This window comes from Paenibacillus sp. FSL R7-0297 (assembly GCF_038009025.1).
In the GTDB taxonomy this organism is placed as follows: Bacteria; Bacillota; Bacilli; order Paenibacillales; family Paenibacillaceae; genus Paenibacillus_AQ.
Window position 1 is genome coordinate 3509811 of record NZ_JBBPAQ010000001.1, and the last position, 16585, is coordinate 3526395.

The following is a 16585-nucleotide window of genomic DNA, read 5'->3' on the forward strand; positions in this document are numbered from 1 at the left end:
CACTCCTCCAAACAACAAAATGTCCTTTTTACCCCGGTGAAATGTCCATATTGCAGGTCATGCATCGAATCTTTAGTTCTATAATTGTAATAGAAAGCGTTTCATATTTATAGGGTCATTATTAGAAAAGACGGGGTGGAGTCCATGATAGAAGTCCGGAAATTACGTGTGGAGTACAAAGACAATCCGCTGGGACTGGATGTCCGTTATCCAAGAATCAGCTGGCAGCTGAGTGCGTATGAGCGGGATGTCATGCAGCAAGCGTATCAGCTTCAGGCAGCAATAGATCAGGACTTCGTAAGCACGGTATGGGATTCGGGCAGAGTGGAGTCCGGACAATCCCTTCATATTGAGCTGAAGGAGCTGGAACTGCAGCCTAAGCAGCGCTATTATTACCGGATTAGAATATGGGATCAGCAGAACCGGCCTACAGAATGGTCGGATACCGCCTGGTGGGAGACGGGCCTGCTCTCGCCGGAGGATTGGGAGGCAGAGTGGATTACAGCGCCGCTGGCTTGCCTGGATGTCCAGGCAGAGCAGGCTCCGCTGCTGCGGCGGAGCTTCCATGTAGACCGGCAGGTCACCCGGGCCAGAATGTATGTGACCAGTCTCGGTCTCTATGAAGTGGAGCTGAACGGTACAAGAGTCGGCGAGGATTATTTGACCCCCGGCTGGACCAGCTACAGCACCCGCCTGCAGTTCCAGACCTATGACATCACAGGGCAGCTGGCAGTGGGGGACAATGCGGTTGGCGCCTGGCTGGGGAACGGCTGGTACAAAGGAAACCTGGCCTGGGATAACAAAAAGCATGTGTTCGGCGACCGCACGGCCTTGCTGATGCAGATTCATCTCATCTATGCGGACGGGGTGGAGCAGATCATCCGGACGGATCAAGAGTGGATGGTATCGCCCGGACCGCTGCTGATGTCGGAGATCTATCACGGCGAAACCTATGATGCCCGTCTGGAGCAGACCGGTTTCAGCAGGGCGGAGTACGATGACCAGTTATGGACGCCTGCGGAGATCCTTCCGTACACCAAGGATATTCTGCTGGCCCAGGAGAATGTTCCCGTAAAAGCTATTGAAGAACTGTCACCCATCGCACTCCTGCGCACTCCGGCCGGGGAGACCGTGCTGGACATGGGTCAGAATATGGTCGGCTGGATGCGGTTCTCCATGGAAGGGCAGGCAGGACAGGAATTTCAGCTGCGGCATTTCGAGGTGCTGGATCAGGAAGGTAATGTGTACACAGACAACCTGCGGGCAGCCAAACAGACAGTTACTTATATTGCCAGAGGCGGAGTACGGGAGAGCTTCCAGCCGAGTTTCACCTTCCAAGGCTTCCGGTATGTTCAGCTGATAGGCTTCCCGGAGGACCTCAATCTGCAGGATTTCGCAGGGATTGTCTTACATTCGGATATGGAGCCGACCGGCAGCTTTACCTGTTCCAATCCGCTGCTGAATCAGCTGCAGCATAACATTCTCTGGGGGCAAAAAGGCAATTTCGTCGATGTGCCGACAGACTGCCCGCAGCGCGATGAACGGCTCGGTTGGACCGGGGATGCGCAGATGTTCATCCGTACGTCGGCGTATCTGATGAATGTGGCCCCCTTTTTCAGCAAATGGCTCAAGGATCTGGCTGCCGATCAGCTGGATAACGGCGGTGTTCCGTTCGTAATTCCCCACGTGCTGGATGAGAATTCCCATTCTTCCGCTGCCTGGGGCGATGCGGCTGTCATCTGTCCGTGGACGATTTATCAGTGTTATGGCGACAAGCGGATTCTGGAGCAGCAGTACAGCAGCATGCAGGGCTGGGTGGAGTATATCCGCCGGCAGGGGACGGATGAATTCCTGTGGAATACCGGCTTCCATTTCGGAGACTGGCTGGGCCTGGACGCGAGGCCTGACAGTTACATCGGCGCTACGGACAGGGATTATATCGCGACTGCCTTCTATGCCTATTCTGTAGAGCTTATGGGCAAGACGGCGGCAGTGCTAGACCGAACAGAAGACGTGCAGTATTACTCGCAGCTGCATGCGCGGATCAAACAAGCTTTTAACCGGGAATTCATCACGCCTGCCGGACGGATAAGTGTAGCTACACAGACGGCCTGTGTGCTGGCATTAATGTTCGGACTGGTGGAGGGGAAGGCGGAGGAACGTACAGTTGCCAAGCTTATAGAACTGCTGGAAGAGAGCAAATATCATCTTACAACGGGCTTCGTCGGCACACCTTATCTGAATCTGGTATTGGCCGCGGCGGGCCATTATGATGCTGCCTACAAGCTGCTGCTGCAGACCGATTACCCTTCCTGGCTGTATCAGGTAACTAGGGGAGCAACGACCATCTGGGAGCATTGGGACGGAATTAAGGAGGACGGCAGCTTCTGGAGCAAGGATATGAATTCGTTCAATCATTATGCGTATGGGGCGATTGGCGATTTTCTGTACCGCTGTGTTGCCGGCATCGAGCAGGTGGAAGAGTATCCGGGCTATAAGCAGTTTCTGATTCAGCCGCATCCGGGAGGCGGACTGACTTCGGCTGCTGGCGGGCTGGAATCCATGTATGGGAAGATCCGCTCCGAGTGGACGATAGCTTCCGGCAAAATAGAGCTGGTGACCGTAGTTCCGCCGAATACCTCGGCTACTGTGCATCTCCCGGACGCTGTGCTGGCGGGTGTGCTGGAGAACGGGCAGGAGCTTCAGCAGGTCCGCGGCATTCATGCCGTAGAGCAGCTGGAGCAAGCTGTGAAGATTACGCTCGGGTCCGGTGAATACAGATTTGAGTATACCCTGCGGACGATATAACATTACATTATGCAGAGCTCCTAGGGGACAACGGGCTCTGTTTTTTTCAAAATTGATATGCTCCGCGCATAAATTGTCCTTATCTTTCTCGCTGAAACGGTACCGTCCTAAAAAAGGACGGTAAAGCCGTTTTCATTTGTTTGGTCAGCGATCATAGAAGGAAATGGAAAAGGGCTGCCCTCTTGTAGCACCCGCTTGCATTCTCTCCTTATAGGGGTTATTATAGATCAATAAAGTCCGTGATTGAGGTGAGATATGTACGATGAAATACTCAAAGGCAACGAACTATGCGTTGCATACGATGCTGTTCCTGGTAGCGCACACCCCTGATAAGCCGGTAGGCGTACAGCAGCTTGCCGAGCGGCAGAATGTATCGCCTACTTATTTGTCCAAGATCCTTACGAAGCTGGTAAAGGCGGGGCTGGTTGAATCGGCATCCGGTGCGAACGGCGGGTACCGCCTGAGACGCAGGAAGGAAGAAATATCGTTCCTCGATATTATTCATGCGATCGAAGGCACGGCTTCGCTGTTTGACTGCACGCTTAATCATTCCAGCGAGTGTCTGATCCAGCAGGAGATGGTGAAGGCCGAGGGTCAGATGGAGGAGTATTTGCGCAATAAGATGATGTCGGAGCTTGCCGATAAGATGATGCAGAGTCACTAAGTCTGAAACGGTATCGTCCTTATTCAAGGACGGCAAAGCCGTTTCTTCTTGGGGTTTTGTAGATATTCAAAGTCTGTAAAGTCTGTAAAATAAGAGAGGATGAATCAGAGATGATTAACGGATTATTTGATGCAAAAGTATGGGAACAGGCCTGGAAGGAAGATCCCAAGGCAATGACCAACAAGTTCAAAGCAATGGGAATGAACCCGCACACCAGCTTCGATCATAAGGCGAAGGTGTTTAATGAAGAGGTGTTCAGCAGCGCGGGGAGAGACAGAAGTGAGCGGATTATCAGCTGGATGGAGGGCCAGGGAGTAGATTTCAAAGGGCTGACTGTCCTGGATGTTGGCGCGGCTTCTGGCGGCTTCACCGTACCTTTTATCGAGAGAGGGGCCAAGGTAACAGCAGTAGAGCCTAACATTCCACTGTCTGAACTGTTTCTGCACAACACCGCAGGCTACGCCCCTGGTCAAGTGGAACTGGTGCGCGAACCGTTTGAGGATATTGATATTGCGGCAAAAGGCTGGCTGAACGCCTTCGATCTTGTATTTGTGTCCATGTGTCCGGCGGTATTTGACTGGGAGAGCACGGAGAAGGTCATTAGCTGTGCCCGGCAATACTGCTATATCAGCACATCGGCGGGGGTTCAGGAGCATAGCCTCATGAATGAAGTGCTGCCTCTGCTGACGGGCCGGGCAGTGCATGCGGAATCTTCGGATATGGCCTACCTGATGCAGCTGCTGTATTTGAAGGGGTATTCCTATGAATCGATTGTGACCCGCGAGACGAAAAGCAAGGAGCTATCCGTTGAAGCTGCGCTTGCTGAAGTAATAGAGATGCTGCCTATGCATCATTTGGACGGGAAAGAGGCTACCCTGAAGGTCGTCACGGATTATTTGCATACTGCTTATTCTGATCAAAAGGTAGTGATACGCCAAGGCGGACGGTTCGGCAAGGTACTGATTAAGCTGCAGGATCTCAATATGTACAGCATTGCAGCTGCAGCCAAGCAGTAAATCACAACAGCATATATACATGACATTGTCTTTCCATAGAAAGATGCTATCATAGAGAGTAGATCCCCACGCGGGATCTATTTTATTATTTGGGAGGACTGAGGGCTATGAGGTTGAGTAAGCGTATTTTCGAGCATGACCTGATGAAGAAAGTGGGTGAAATCTACTATGAGCCATAGTCTCGTTACGATTTCCCTGCGCCAGGAGCTGGTGCAGCAGCTGGTCTATCTCGATGAGCATAAATTTGTTATTCTGGACCGGGGAACATGGGAGTCACCGGCCGAACGGGCGGAGATTCAGTCCCTGATCAGGAAGTATCAGGAGGCGGTGGAGCAGATTCTGTCCGGCGGGGATGAAGCGCTGGAGCAATCCACTGTTCTGGTCGGGTCGCGGGTATCGCTGCGGATCGGCCAGGAAACGCTGAAGGATGCCTATAGAATCGTAATTCCCGGTGAAGCCGAGCTGGATGAATTCTGCATCTCCCTCTGGTCTCCGATGGGCAGGGGGCTGATTCTGGCACGTCCCGGCGATACCGTCACAATCCAAACCCCGTTTGGCAGCGATGAAGTGCTGATTCTGGATAATGTGTATGATTGAACGGGCAGGAAGTGCAGTAACTGTCTAGGGCGGTTAATAAAAAAAGGCGAAAATCAGCAGAGCAGCGATCCTCCAATAACGCGAGGATTGCTGCTCTGTTTTAAGATTGAAGATACGATTCCCGCTTAAACAGCGGAGAGGACAGAACGATTGTGTAAAAGCGGCAGCGGTCGCCTTTGTCCCCGGATTTTCACCGCTAAGGAGAATGAATAAAATCTGGGGACAACAGCGATTGGAACAACGGTCTGTTCGCGGAGCGTCCTCACGAGCGCCCGGGCGGTGATTACAATTCTTCGATTTCCCGGAGCCAGAGTGCAGCGGAAGCATCACTCGGCATGCGCCAGTCGCCGCGCGGCGAGAGGCTGACGGTACCCACCTTCGGTCCGTCCGGCAGGCAGGAGCGCTTGAACTGCTGGGTGAAGAAGCGGGTGATGAACACCTTCAGCCAAGCGACCAGCTGCTCCTTAGGGTAGGCCTCACCGAAAGCGTGCTGCGCAAGGTAGAGCATTTTGCCGGGAGAAGCCCCTGTGCGCAGCATGTAATACAGGAAGAAATCATGCACAATGTAGGGCCCCAGAATATTCTCGGTGAGCTGGACGATCTCTCCGGTTGCCGATGGCGGCAGCAGCTCCGGGCTGATTCCGGTCTCGATGATGCTGTACAGGAACTTGCCCACCGTCTCATCGGCTTCATGATCCGCATACCAGGCGACGACATATTGGATCAGTGTCTTCGGAATGCCTGAATTCACGCTGTACATCGACATGTGGTCGCCGTTATAGGTACACCATCCTAGCGCCAGCTCGGATAAATCGCCGGTTCCGATGACAATGCCGCCGTTTTTGTTGGCGAGATCCATCAGAATCTGCGTACGCTCCCGGGCCTGGACATTCTCATAAGTCAGGTCATGTACATCTTTGTCATGGCCGATATCCTCGAAGTGCTGGAGGCAGGCAGCCTTGATATCAACGACCTTAAGCGAGGCGCCGAGCGCTTTGATCAGGCCGACGGCATTGTCGTAGGTCCGGTTCGTCGTGCCGAAGCCAGGCATCGTGACGGCAAGCACATCGCTGGCCGGACGCCCGAGCAGCTCCATAGCACGCACAGCTACCAGCAGCGCAAGCGTAGAGTCAAGGCCGCCGGAGATGCCGATTACGGCTTGCTTGGTGCCGATGTGACGGATACGCTTCATCAGGCCGGAGGTCTGGATGGAGAGGATTTCCTGACAGCGTTCGGCGCGCTGCAATGGATTGCCAGGGACAAACGGATTGACACCTACTGTACGCTTCAGCTCCCGCTTACTATTCTCGCGGACTGGAGAAGTGAAGAGCAGCTCGCGGTAATTGCGGCCGCCTTTGCCGGCCCGGAAGGTGCCCATCACGGTGCGGGAATACTGAATCCGCGGCAGGTCGATGTCGGCGGTGATCATCCGGCTCTCGTGGGTGAAGCGTTCAGACTCGGCCAGCAGCTGGCCGTTCTCCGCGATCAGCGAGTGCCCGCCGAAGACAACATCCGTTGTAGATTCACCGGTATTGCAGCCGGCATAGACATAACCGGCCACACAGGAAGCAGACTGGCTGCCCACCAGCTGGCGGCGGTAATCGGCCTTGCCTACCAGCTCATTGCTGGCAGACGGGTTGAACAGCAGCGTGGCCCCGGCCTGGGCCAGGAGACTGCTTGGCGGAACAGGAACCCAGAGATCCTCGCAGATCTCAACGCCGAAGGACAAATTCCCGTTACTCTCGCAGGCAAAAATCAGATCATTACCGATCGGTACTACAGCTCCGCCGATCCGAAGTTCTGCCACTTCCAGCTCTTCAGCTCCCGCGAACCAGCGCGGCTCATAGAATTCGCTATACCCGGGAATGCAGGTCTTCACGACAATCCCGAGAATATGACCCTGCTGGATGACAGCAGCGCAGTTGAACAGCCGGCTCTTGATGGAGATAGGCAGACCGGCAATAACGATCATTGTATATTCTGCCGTTGCGGCAGTGATCCGGAGCAGAGCCTCCGTTGCGGCATCCAGCAGCTTGGGCTGCAGGAACAGATCGGCACAGGTGTACCCCGTGATGCACAGTTCCGGGAGTACCAGGTACTCAACCTCCTGTGCCGCGGCATTATTTATCACTTCAATAATTTGTTCGGAATTGAATACGCAGTCGGCCACCTTAAGCTCGGGGGAAGCGGCAGCGACTCGCGCGAATCCGTGATTCTGCATGCATTTCACCTGTCCTTTACCTGTCCTTTAGTAGAAGTACACTATCTAAATATTGTACCCATGAAATGGCATCGGTAACAAGCGGGGATTTGCAGCAATAAGCAGCAACCGAACGGGACGCGCTTTTTGATAGATTAGGAAATCACAGCATTGGCAGTTGGCAGGAGTGAGTGTGGTAGCGTTGGCGGCAGGCAATAGGTGGATTTTCTCCACTTGATCATGAACGGAGGCGCATTTGCCGGGCAGCTGCTAATTTCAATGCGGGATTCAGCCGGTACCTAACCATTAATTTTTGGGGTGGACTAACGGACCGGGGGGCTCCCCTTCTCAAATCCATAATCTCTTTCCACCTTGCAGATTCTTGTTTTATAGGTCAGATACCAATCCTCAATCCCTTTGCTCTGGGCGACCAGATGCCGTTCGTTGTGCTTCCATTGCTGGATAGCTTCGAGCGAATCCCAATAAGAGACGGTGATTCCTAGACCTTCTCTGGCACTTTCTGCTCCGAGATATCCAGGCTGGGCGGCTGCGAGTTTATCCATTTCCTCGGCCATCTCCGCATATTGGTTATCCCCGTCTGTCCGTTCAGATGTGAAAATCACGGCATAATAAGGGGGCTCTGGTGTGTTGGCAATTTCACTCATGACTTTCCCTCCATTTGATTGGAATGTTGCTATTTCATTTATCTATTTTATTATCTAATTCTTTATCTATAGTAGTGCATCTATGATCCGGATGTATAGCCTGGCGGACGAACCGGCCTGTCAGAGCTTCATGAAGCAAGCGCCGGTCCACAGAAGCGGGATGTCAGGGAAGGGATTATGCAGCGGTAAGACAACGGGCGGAGGAGCAAAATCCGCGATTGAAGCCACGGGCCTGCTCGCTGCGTTTGCGTGCACGCTGGTTTTGGGGTAGAATTTTGCCGAGAAGAAGGGAGGGCATGTACATGCCGTTAACAGGAAAAGAATTGATCGAGGAAGTCTGGGCGACCGAGGTGCCCTATGGCTGTCTGGCCGTCTGGTTTCTGGGACAAGCCAGTGTGATTATCAAAGGGGCAGAGGTGACCGTTTATATTGATCCTTATGTCTCTCCTGACCCGGACCGGACGTTCCCGCCGCCGATTCCGCCTGCGGAGATTACCAATATGGACGTATGTCTGATCACCCATGACCACTCGGATCATCTGGATGAGCGGGCATTGCCGATGCTTGCAGAGCACAATCCCGCAGCCCGGTTCATGGCTCCGGCGGTCTGCCTGGAACGATTGCAGGGACTAGGAATACAGAAGGAGCGCCTAACCGCAGCATTGCCTGCTCACGCAGCAGAGCCTGCACCCGGCCTGCAGGTGTTCCCTGTTGCCGCAGCGCATGAACAGCTGGAGCGCGATGAACAGGGAAACCCCAAGTATGTCGGCTACATCCTGCAGCTGAATGGGGTCATGGTGTATCATGCCGGAGATACGGTTCTGTTCCCTGAGCTGATTGAGGAAGTCGGCAGCCGGAAGATTGATCTGGCGCTGCTGCCGATTAACGGCCGTGACTACTACCGGGGAAGCCGCAATATTGTCGGCAATATGAACTACCGGGAAGCGGCGGAGTTTGCGGCGACCAGCGGGTTTGAGACGGTCATTCCACTCCATTATGACCTGTTCGCCGGAAACGCTGAGAATCCGGGATATTTCGTCGATCACCTGTACCGCCACTTCCCGGAGCAGAAATTCCATATGATGGCCAGAGCCGAACGGTTTGTCTATGTATCGGCGCAGGCTTTTAAGAACAGCACTCCAGACTTCAAGTGAGCGCATTCATAAAATCAGCCCGATTTCTTGAATACCATCCACAAAAGCGAAATCAGACACACACCGACGGCGGCGAGAACCAGCGGAAACCACAGTGGAGCGGAGGTTGCAGCAATCTGGATCATCCCCATTCTGTGGTTCACCTCCTTCCGGTGCAGAGTGTGCACTACTGCAGCGCAGGATAGAGCAAAGACACCTGATATTTGCTTAAGAATTCAATCCATTCTTCGGACGGCCGCTGATCGGTGACGATATAATCGACCTTGTCGAAGCTGAACAGCCGGATGAAGGCGATCCGGTCGAACTTGGAATGGTCGGCCAGGAGCACAACTTTGTTCGCCTGCTGCTGCATCAGCACCTTGAGTTCGGTCTCCGCTTCGTTCGAATCACTGAGTCCGCCGGTCATGGAGAGCGCCTTGCAGCTGAAGATGGCCACATCCACATTATATTTCAGGATCGTCTGCGACGCCGTCGGCCCTACAAAAGAGCTGGTCTCCGGCCCCAGGATGCCTCCCGTAGAAATGAGCTTCTGTCCGGAATGCTGGAACTCTGACAATACCGCCAGGGAATTGGTGATGATTGTCAGATTTTTTTTGTCCTCCACGATTCTCCGCAAGCCTTCAAAAGCTGTTGTGCTGGTATCAGTCATCACACTGTCCCCGTCACTAATCAGCTCCAGCAGACATGCGGCAATCATCCGCTTCGCTTCAATGTTGACCTGATGCCTATGGGAGTAGGAGGGGTCCTCGTTGGTATGGGCGTTCAGAATCGCCCCGCCGTAATTCTTCTTGGCAATACCCTCTTTATCCAACCGGTCGAGATCACGCCGGATGGTCTCCTCCGATACACCAAATTTCTGCGCCAGGTCCGCTACGTGAACCTTCTTATGCCTGTATAGCTCGTTGATTACCAGATCCCGCCGTTCAAAAGCCTTCATCCCGTTGCCCACCCTTGATTAAATAGTTCTAGCCATAGTATATCAACTAGTTTACTACATATTTCTGCAAAACTTAAATAATTAAAACGGGTATAATCCCACACTGTATTTGAATTATATCACACAATACCACATAAATATCAAATAAAAAGTGTGGAATATTGTTGACTTTATGGGTTTAGAAATCTATGATGGAGAAGAAAATGATTAGTCGGCGGAGGATGCCCATAGTTTGCAGACATTTGCGGGCTGTATTTGATAGCGCTTACTAATCGGAGTATGCAGCTCCTATGTAATTATTTAATCCATTATTCATTCCGGGGAGGAACAGCAGTGACAGCAAATTATCCGAAGATTGGCATCCGGCCTACGATTGACGGCAGAAGACGCGGGGTGCGTGAATCGCTTGAGGCCCAGACGATGGGCATGGCGGAGCGTGTGGCAGCATTTCTACAGAAGAATTTATTTTATCCGGACGGTTCGCATGTGGAATGTATTATTGCAGATTCTACGATCGGCGGTGTGAAGGAAGCTGCTGCGGCGGCGCAGAAGTTCGCGGGTGCAGGTGTAGGCGTATCGATTACGGTGACACCGTGCTGGTGTTACGGATCGGAAACGATGGATATGGATGCCTCCATTCCGCATGCGGTCTGGGGATTCAACGGAACGGAACGCCCGGGGGCGGTATATCTGGCAGCAGTGCTGTCTGCTTATGCGCAAAAGGGTATTCCGGCCTTCGGCATCTACGGCGAGGATGTTCAGGAATCCAGCAGCGAAGAGATCCCGGCGGATGTGCAGGCCAAGCTGCTCCAGTTCGCGAAGTCGGCACTTGCAGCTGCATTGATGAAAGGGAAGTCTTATCTGTCGATGGGCTCCGTATCTATGGGGATCGCCGGTTCCATCGTCAACGAGCAGTTCTTCCAGGAGTACCTCGGCATGCGCAATGAGTATATCGATATGTCTGAATATGTCCGGAGATTCGAGGAAGGGATCTATGATCCTGAGGAATTTGGGCGGGCGCTGGCCTGGGTGAAGGACAACTGCCGGGTGGGCGCGGACAATAACCCGCAGCATCTGCAGCTCAGCGAAGAAGTGAAGGAAGAGCAATGGGAGACCTGTGTCAAAATGGCGCTGATTGCCCGCGATCTGATGATCGGCAATCCGGAGCTTGCGAAGCTTGGCTTCGAGGAAGAAGCAAACGGTCACAACGCTCTGCTGGGCGGCTTCCAGGGCCAGCGTCAATGGACGGACCATTTCCCGAACGGTGATTTCATGGAGACGATTCTTAACTCCTCGTTCGACTGGAACGGCAGACGGGCGCCTTATATTGTCGCGACCGAGAATGACAGCCTGAACGGGATCACGATGCTGTTCAATTATCTGCTGACGAATACGGCGCAGATTTTTGCCGATGTCCGTACCTTCTGGAGTCCGGCTGCAGTGAAGCGTGTGACCGGATACGAGCTGGAGGGGGCAGCGGCAGGCGGTCTGCTGCATTTGATTAACTCCGGTTCAGCGGCACTGGACGGAACCGGTGAGCAGAGCATTGACGGCAAGCCGGCGATCAAGCCATTCTGGGACATCACGGATGAGGAAGCGGCTGCCTGTCTCGCACAGACCCAGTTCCGCCCGGCCTCGCAGGAATATTTCCGCGGGGGCGGCTTCTCGACAGACTACCTGACCAAGGGCGGAATGCCGGTCACCATGGCCAGGCTGAATCTGGTTAAGGGCCTCGGGCCTGTGCTCCAGCTGGTGGAAGGCTTCACGGTGGAGCTGCCAGGAGAAGTGCATGATACGCTGGATCAGAGAACGGACCCTACCTGGCCGACAACCTGGTTCGCACCTAAGCTGACAGGCAAGGGCTCGTTCCAGTCTGTATATGATGTGATGAACAATTGGGGCGCCAATCACGGAGCGATCAGCTACGGGCATATTGGAGCCGATCTGATTACACTGGCCTCGATCCTGCGGATTCCGGTCAGTATGCATAACGTGGAGGAATCGCGTATTTTCCGGCCGCGTGTCTGGTCGCTATTCGGCACAGAGGATCTGGAAAGTGCTGACTACAGAGCCTGCCGTAACTTTGGGCCGCTCTACTAAATCTTCAAAATGAAGCGGGTGCGGAGAACATGGGCGAAGAGATAATCAAGCTGCTGGCCATCGATCTGGGTGCCAGCTCCGGCAGGGCCATGCTGGGAACGTATGCTGGAGGGAAGGTGGAGGTGGAAGAGATCCGCCGCTTCCCTAACGGGCCCGTAGAGGCTGACGGGCAGTTGTACTGGGATGTCCAGCAGCTGTTTCATGAGATGAAGCAGGGGATTCTGGAGGCCGTGAAGTCCCGCGGCCCATTGCAGTCTATAAGTGTCGACACCTGGGGAGTCGACTATGGCTTCCTGGATGCAGAGGGAGAACTGCTGTACTCCCCGCATCATTACCGGGATCAGCGGATGGAGGGGATTGCTTTGGCGTTGGAGACTGCCCTGCCCCCTGAGGAGCAGTTCAGGCTGACGGGCAACCAGTCCAGTCCGATTAATACGGTGTATCAATTATTTGCCGATCTTCAGGCTAATCCGGAGCTCCGGGGGAAGGCGAGTCAGCTGCTGATGATGCCTGACCTGTTCAATTATATGTTCAGCGGCACAGCTGTGGCGGAGCAGACCATCTGGAGCACCAGCGGCCTGCTGAATCCGGATTCGTCTGCTCCGGCAAGCGAAGTGCTGCGCAGGCTGGAGCTCCCGGTGGAGCTGGTTCCCCGGCTGGTGCCGGCAGGCACTGTAATTGGCGAACTTCGGCCAGGCTTGCAGGAAGAGCTTGGTTCCGGCCCGCTCAAGGTCATTGCCGGGGCTTCGCACGACACAGCTTCCGCTGTGGCTTCCATCCCTTACGGACTTGGAGGCTTCTCCAGTCCGGCAGGTTCCGCCGGCTTCATCAGCTGCGGAACCTGGTCGCTGGCCGGGCTGGAGACTGCGGAGCCCGTACTTAGCGCCGAGGCCGCCGCCTACGGCTTCACCAATGAGAGCTGCTTCGGCGGCACGAACCGCCTGCTGAAGAATATCACCGGCCTGTGGCTGCTGCAGGAGACCCAGCGCGGCTGGGCAGAAGCGGGAGAACCGCTCAGCCATCAGGAGGCGGCAGAGCTTGCTGAGGGGCTGGACCGGTCGACAGCGCGCATAGCCGTTCTGGACCCGAACGATCCCCTCTTCAGCACCCCGGGGGATATGCCGCTGCGGATTGAATCGTATTGTATCCGCACAGGCCAGCCTGTACCGCAGAGCCGGGCTGAGATCATCCGCACCATTCTGGAGAGTCTAGCCCAGTCTTACGCCAGCACGATCCGTGAACTGGAGACACTTACAGGCAGCCCGGTCAGCTGCATTCATATGGTCGGCGGAGGCATCCAGAACAAGCTGCTGTGCCAGCTTACAGCGGATGCCACAGGCAAAGAAATCATTGCCGGACCGGTAGAGGCAAGTGCAATCGGCAACGTATTGGTGCAATTGACGGCACTGGGAGCGATTGAAGCATCCGAAGCCAGAACAATTGTAGCCCGTTCCAGTGCCCCTGTCCGGTATCAGCCGGCTTTATCAATTATCCATAGCGATCAAGGAGGACAATGATGAATACGAAGGAAGAGGAATTGCGCCGGCTTATCTGTGATATCGGCCGCAATCTGTTTAATAAGGACTTTATTGCCGCCAATGACGGCAACATCTCGGCACGACTGTCGGCTACAGAGGTAATCACCTCACCAACAGGAGTCAGCAAAGGCTATCTGCAGCCGCATATGCTGGTCAAAGTGAATCTGCAGGGAGATATCCTTGAAGCTGCGGAAGGCTACCGGCCATCCACAGAAGTGAAGATGCATCTGAAGATTTACAATGAGCTGCCGCAGATGGGCGGTGTAGTTCATGCACATCCGCCATATGCGACCGCTTTTGCCATCAAGGGTGAAGCGCTCGACAAGATGATGATGCCTGAGTCTGTGATTGCCATGGGGGACATTCCACTGGCGGTATACGGGACGCCTTCAACTGAAGAGATTCCGGATTCGCTAATCCCCTTCCTTGGCAAGAAAACCGCTGTACTGCTGGAAAGTCATGGTGCCCTGACCTGGGGCAAGGACGTAATGAGCGCATACATGAATATGGAGCGGCTTGAGTATACAGCGAAGCTGACCTTCCTGACCCGGATGATTGGCGGGGAACGTGAGCTGCCACAGCACCGGATCGAGGAACTGGTAGCTTTGAGATCATTCTACGGCATGTAAGCTGCTTCGACTCAGAAATGAAGGAGGATGCTTATGCTCAAAAAAATACCCAAGCTGCTCTCCCCCGAACTGGTCCGTACCCTGATGGAAATGGGCCATGGGGATGAGCTGGTTCTCGCAGATGCTAATTACCCGGGCCATGGGCTTCATTCAAGAGTGCTAAGAGCAGACGGAATCGGTATTCCCCGGCTGCTGGATGCCATCCTGGAGCTGCTCCCGCTGGATCATTATGCCCCGGCCCAGGCCGCATTCATGGCTGTAGTGGAGGGAGACCCCACGGTTCCGGTGATATGGGAGACGTATAAGGAGATCCTGGCCAAACATGACGCTGCGGCTCAGGTAGAGTTTGAAGAGCGTTTTAAGTTCTATGACCGCTCGAAGCGGAGTTATGCCATCTTAGTTACTGGAGAAGAGGCGCTGTACGGGAATATTATTCTCAAAAAAGGCGTAATTCCGCCTGATGCCGGGGTATAAAGGTTCAAGTCTGCTTAATGTCGCAGGATAAAGGATACACGCTTAGGACCGGAGCGAACGACCGATTACTGTTAATTGCTCATTTCTAGTATTGAACCAGCCCCTAAACCGGATTCAATATAAACAAGTGCCCCGTACGCTATATGGCGGGGCACTTGTTCATATTTCGTTATACATCCTCCGCAGCAGCTCTGCACTGCCGCACATATGCTCTTCGGGGGTGCTCTCCAGCAGGCCCTGAATATGGGGACGCTTATATTTCATGTAATGGAGCAGCGGAGCGAAGTTCAGTTGTCCCTCTCCTGCTGGGACGATCTCAATCCTGCCGTCCCTGAGCGTGAAATCCTTCAGATGCAGAACGGCAATCCGGTCACCCAGCAGCTCAAGAGCCTCTGCAACAATACTCTCCTGCTGTAAATAGTTATCCGGCGTTATCAAATTAGCGGCATCGAATATAACCTGCAGATTATTGGAGGCCACTTCGTCCAACAGCCGTCTGGTCAGCTGAGCCGTATGAAGCGGGTGGTTAATCCCTGCCTCGATGCCGACCGTTACCCCGAAACGCTCTGCTTCCGCAACCATTGCTTTAACAGAAGCCACAACTTGTTCAAAAGCTTCCTCCGTGAAATTATCCGGCGTATATCCATTTCCAACACTGCCTGTCTCGGTACCTACCAGACTCGCCCCGAAATCACGGGCCAGCCGCAGATGGGCATGAAAATCGTTCAATGCCTGTGCGCGCCGTTCGGGATCAGGATCGATGATGTTTACATAGCAGCCGAGCACGGCAATCCTGATGCCGGCCTGCCTGAAGGCTTCGCCATAATAGGCAGCCGTTCCGGGACTGAGTGCGCTGAGTCTGGGCGCACTCTCCGGAAAGGACTTATGCAGCGCGAACTGAACAGAGGAGAAGCTGTACTCTTCCAGCTTCTGAATCAGCTGCGGCAAAGGACACGGGTTGAAATCATGGGCGCGGACGCCGAGATGAAACGGAACGGTCATATGGTTTACTCCTTTGTTCTGCAATTTTCCCGCAAATAAGGCCGCCTGTGTCCGCAAAGGCACATGGCGGCCAATTTGAGTCATCAAGTGAAGCGGCTTACTTGCGCTATACCCGCAAGTAAGGCTGCAGTGCTGAGAGTCCCGCAGTCTGTTCCATTGCTTCCGCAACCAGCGAGGCGATCCGCTGTGCGCCAGCCTGCGAGAAATGAGTGTCATCCGCGATCCCGTCCGGGTAGTTGGGATGACTGCCCGGCGGCAGATGCATGAACAGCTGTATCGAAGCGTGTACTCCCATTGAGCGATAGAGCTGCTGGGAGGAGGCGAAGATATCGAGCAGCGGTGTTCCGGTCTCTGCTGCAACTTCGCGCATGGCCTGCGGATAAGGTCCAACAGCCTCAGGATCAGGGTCACCCTCCGCTGTGAAGCGGCGGCGGCTCACAGAGGTTAACAGCAGCGGGAACCCGCCGCGGCTGCGGGCGGAATCGATGAACACCTTGAGATTCTGGCGGTATTCGGTATCCGGATCCGTATAACGCGCCGGATCTTCGATCTTCTGGTCATTATGCCCGAACTGGATCAGCAGGAAGTCTCCAGCCTGGAAGTCCTGCTCGATCTTTGCAAGCCTGCCTTCAGCCAGGAAGGAGCGTGTGCTCCGTCCGTTCACTGCCCGGTTTTCAATCCGCATCTCCTGTCCTACATGCCTGTGCAGAAATTCTCCCCATCCGGTCATCGGCGATTCGGAGGCCGCCTTCCGGGCTGCGGTAGAATCGCCGGCAATATAAATAGTTGGCATCTTCAGCA

14 protein-coding genes are annotated in these 16585 nt (G+C 54.2%); 9 read left to right on the top strand and 5 right to left on the bottom strand.

The annotated features are described in order from the left end of the window. Positions 1-144 precede the first annotated feature (144 nt). The 4 genes from MKZ24_RS15230 (at position 145) to MKZ24_RS15245 (ending at position 5085) form a co-directional block, all read left to right on the top strand. A complete protein-coding gene (locus MKZ24_RS15230) occupies positions 145-2808 on the top strand; it encodes a glycoside hydrolase family 78 protein (protein WP_340784243.1) in 2664 nt (887 codons plus the stop codon). 262 nt (positions 2809-3070) lie between these two features. Continuing rightward, positions 3071-3472: an RrF2 family transcriptional regulator gene (locus MKZ24_RS15235; RefSeq protein ID WP_042238039.1), complete on the top strand. Its 402-nt coding sequence runs from the start codon at positions 3071-3073 to the stop codon at positions 3470-3472. A gap of 110 nt (positions 3473-3582) precedes the next feature. Continuing rightward, a complete protein-coding gene (locus MKZ24_RS15240) occupies positions 3583-4488 on the top strand; it encodes a class I SAM-dependent methyltransferase (protein ID WP_340784245.1) in 906 nt (301 codons plus the stop codon). 168 nt (positions 4489-4656) lie between these two features. After that, positions 4657-5085: a GreA/GreB family elongation factor gene (locus MKZ24_RS15245; protein WP_042238035.1), complete on the top strand. Its 429-nt coding sequence runs from the start codon at positions 4657-4659 to the stop codon at positions 5083-5085. Between the two features lie 283 nt (positions 5086-5368). Here the strand turns inward: MKZ24_RS15245 and MKZ24_RS15250 are convergent, their stop codons facing one another. Next, positions 5369-7306: an NAD(+) synthase gene (locus tag MKZ24_RS15250; RefSeq protein ID WP_340784249.1), complete on the bottom strand. Its 1938-nt coding sequence runs from the start codon at positions 7304-7306 to the stop codon at positions 5369-5371. A gap of 302 nt (positions 7307-7608) precedes the next feature. Further along, the gene (locus tag MKZ24_RS15255; protein ID WP_340784251.1) at positions 7609-7950 is read right to left on the bottom strand and encodes an antibiotic biosynthesis monooxygenase family protein; all 342 of its coding nucleotides are present in this window, start codon (positions 7948-7950) and stop codon (positions 7609-7611) included. A gap of 302 nt (positions 7951-8252) precedes the next feature. On the opposite strand from MKZ24_RS15255, the gene MKZ24_RS15260 reads away from it, so the two are divergent. After that, positions 8253-9104, top strand: coding sequence for an MBL fold metallo-hydrolase (locus tag MKZ24_RS15260; RefSeq protein ID WP_340784253.1), 852 nt, complete (start codon positions 8253-8255; stop codon positions 9102-9104). Between the two features lie 166 nt (positions 9105-9270). Here the strand turns inward: MKZ24_RS15260 and MKZ24_RS15265 are convergent, their stop codons facing one another. Then, the gene (locus tag MKZ24_RS15265; RefSeq protein WP_042238027.1) at positions 9271-10041 is read right to left on the bottom strand and encodes a DeoR/GlpR family DNA-binding transcription regulator; all 771 of its coding nucleotides are present in this window, start codon (positions 10039-10041) and stop codon (positions 9271-9273) included. Between the two features lie 333 nt (positions 10042-10374). Here MKZ24_RS15265 and MKZ24_RS15270 point away from each other — a divergent pair, with 333 nt between their 5' ends. From MKZ24_RS15270 to fucU, 4 genes are read left to right on the top strand one after another with little or no spacing between them, the layout of a single operon-like run. Then, positions 10375-12141 carry an L-fucose isomerase gene (locus MKZ24_RS15270; protein ID WP_042238025.1) on the top strand — a complete coding sequence of 589 codons (1767 nt, stop codon included), beginning with the start codon at positions 10375-10377 and terminating at the stop codon, positions 12139-12141. Positions 12142-12170: 29 nt separating this feature from the next. Next, positions 12171-13658, top strand: coding sequence for a rhamnulokinase (locus MKZ24_RS15275; RefSeq protein WP_340784259.1), 1488 nt, complete (start codon positions 12171-12173; stop codon positions 13656-13658). Beyond that, positions 13655-14308, top strand: a complete 654-nt coding sequence (locus tag MKZ24_RS15280; RefSeq protein WP_339841432.1) for a class II aldolase/adducin family protein — start codon at positions 13655-13657, stop codon at positions 14306-14308. Before MKZ24_RS15275 ends, MKZ24_RS15280 begins: the two co-directional genes overlap by 4 nt. Before the next feature lie 33 nt (positions 14309-14341). Further along, on the top strand, positions 14342-14782 hold the full coding sequence (gene fucU, locus MKZ24_RS15285; RefSeq protein WP_042238018.1) for an L-fucose mutarotase: 441 nt from the start codon (positions 14342-14344) through the stop codon (positions 14780-14782). A 159-nt stretch (positions 14783-14941) separates the two neighbouring features. Here the strand turns inward: fucU and MKZ24_RS15290 are convergent, their stop codons facing one another. Both MKZ24_RS15290 and MKZ24_RS15295 read right to left on the bottom strand, forming a co-directional pair. Then, complete coding sequence (locus MKZ24_RS15290; RefSeq protein WP_042238017.1) at positions 14942-15784, bottom strand: sugar phosphate isomerase/epimerase family protein; 843 nt, start codon at positions 15782-15784, stop codon at positions 14942-14944. Positions 15785-15890: 106 nt separating this feature from the next. Further along, complete coding sequence (locus tag MKZ24_RS15295) at positions 15891-16577, bottom strand: rhamnogalacturonan acetylesterase (protein ID WP_042238015.1); 687 nt, start codon at positions 16575-16577, stop codon at positions 15891-15893. Positions 16578-16585 lie beyond the last annotated feature (8 nt).

Excerpts from the sequence above, each read along its gene's own strand:
- MKZ24_RS15290 (WP_042238017.1), bottom strand. The coding sequence starts at position 15,784 with ATGACCGTTCCGTTTCATCTCGGCGTCCGCGCCCATGATTTCAACCCG.
- MKZ24_RS15260 (WP_340784253.1), top strand. The coding sequence starts at position 8,253 with ATGCCGTTAACAGGAAAAGAATTGATCGAGGAAGTCTGGGCGACCGAG.
- MKZ24_RS15245 (WP_042238035.1), top strand. The coding sequence starts at position 4,657 with ATGAGCCATAGTCTCGTTACGATTTCCCTGCGCCAGGAGCTGGTGCAG.
- MKZ24_RS15295 (WP_042238015.1), bottom strand. The coding sequence starts at position 16,577 with ATGCCAACTATTTATATTGCCGGCGATTCTACCGCAGCCCGGAAGGCG.
- fucU (WP_042238018.1), top strand. The coding sequence starts at position 14,342 with ATGCTCAAAAAAATACCCAAGCTGCTCTCCCCCGAACTGGTCCGTACC.
- MKZ24_RS15265 (WP_042238027.1), bottom strand. The coding sequence starts at position 10,041 with ATGAAGGCTTTTGAACGGCGGGATCTGGTAATCAACGAGCTATACAGG.
- MKZ24_RS15235 (WP_042238039.1), top strand. The coding sequence starts at position 3,071 with ATGAAATACTCAAAGGCAACGAACTATGCGTTGCATACGATGCTGTTC.
- MKZ24_RS15255 (WP_340784251.1), bottom strand. The coding sequence starts at position 7,950 with ATGAGTGAAATTGCCAACACACCAGAGCCCCCTTATTATGCCGTGATT.
- MKZ24_RS15275 (WP_340784259.1), top strand. The coding sequence starts at position 12,171 with ATGGGCGAAGAGATAATCAAGCTGCTGGCCATCGATCTGGGTGCCAGC.
- MKZ24_RS15230 (WP_340784243.1), top strand. The coding sequence starts at position 145 with ATGATAGAAGTCCGGAAATTACGTGTGGAGTACAAAGACAATCCGCTG.
- MKZ24_RS15240 (WP_340784245.1), top strand. The coding sequence starts at position 3,583 with ATGATTAACGGATTATTTGATGCAAAAGTATGGGAACAGGCCTGGAAG.
- MKZ24_RS15250 (WP_340784249.1), bottom strand. The coding sequence starts at position 7,306 with ATGCAGAATCACGGATTCGCGCGAGTCGCTGCCGCTTCCCCCGAGCTT.
- MKZ24_RS15280 (WP_339841432.1), top strand. The coding sequence starts at position 13,655 with ATGATGAATACGAAGGAAGAGGAATTGCGCCGGCTTATCTGTGATATC.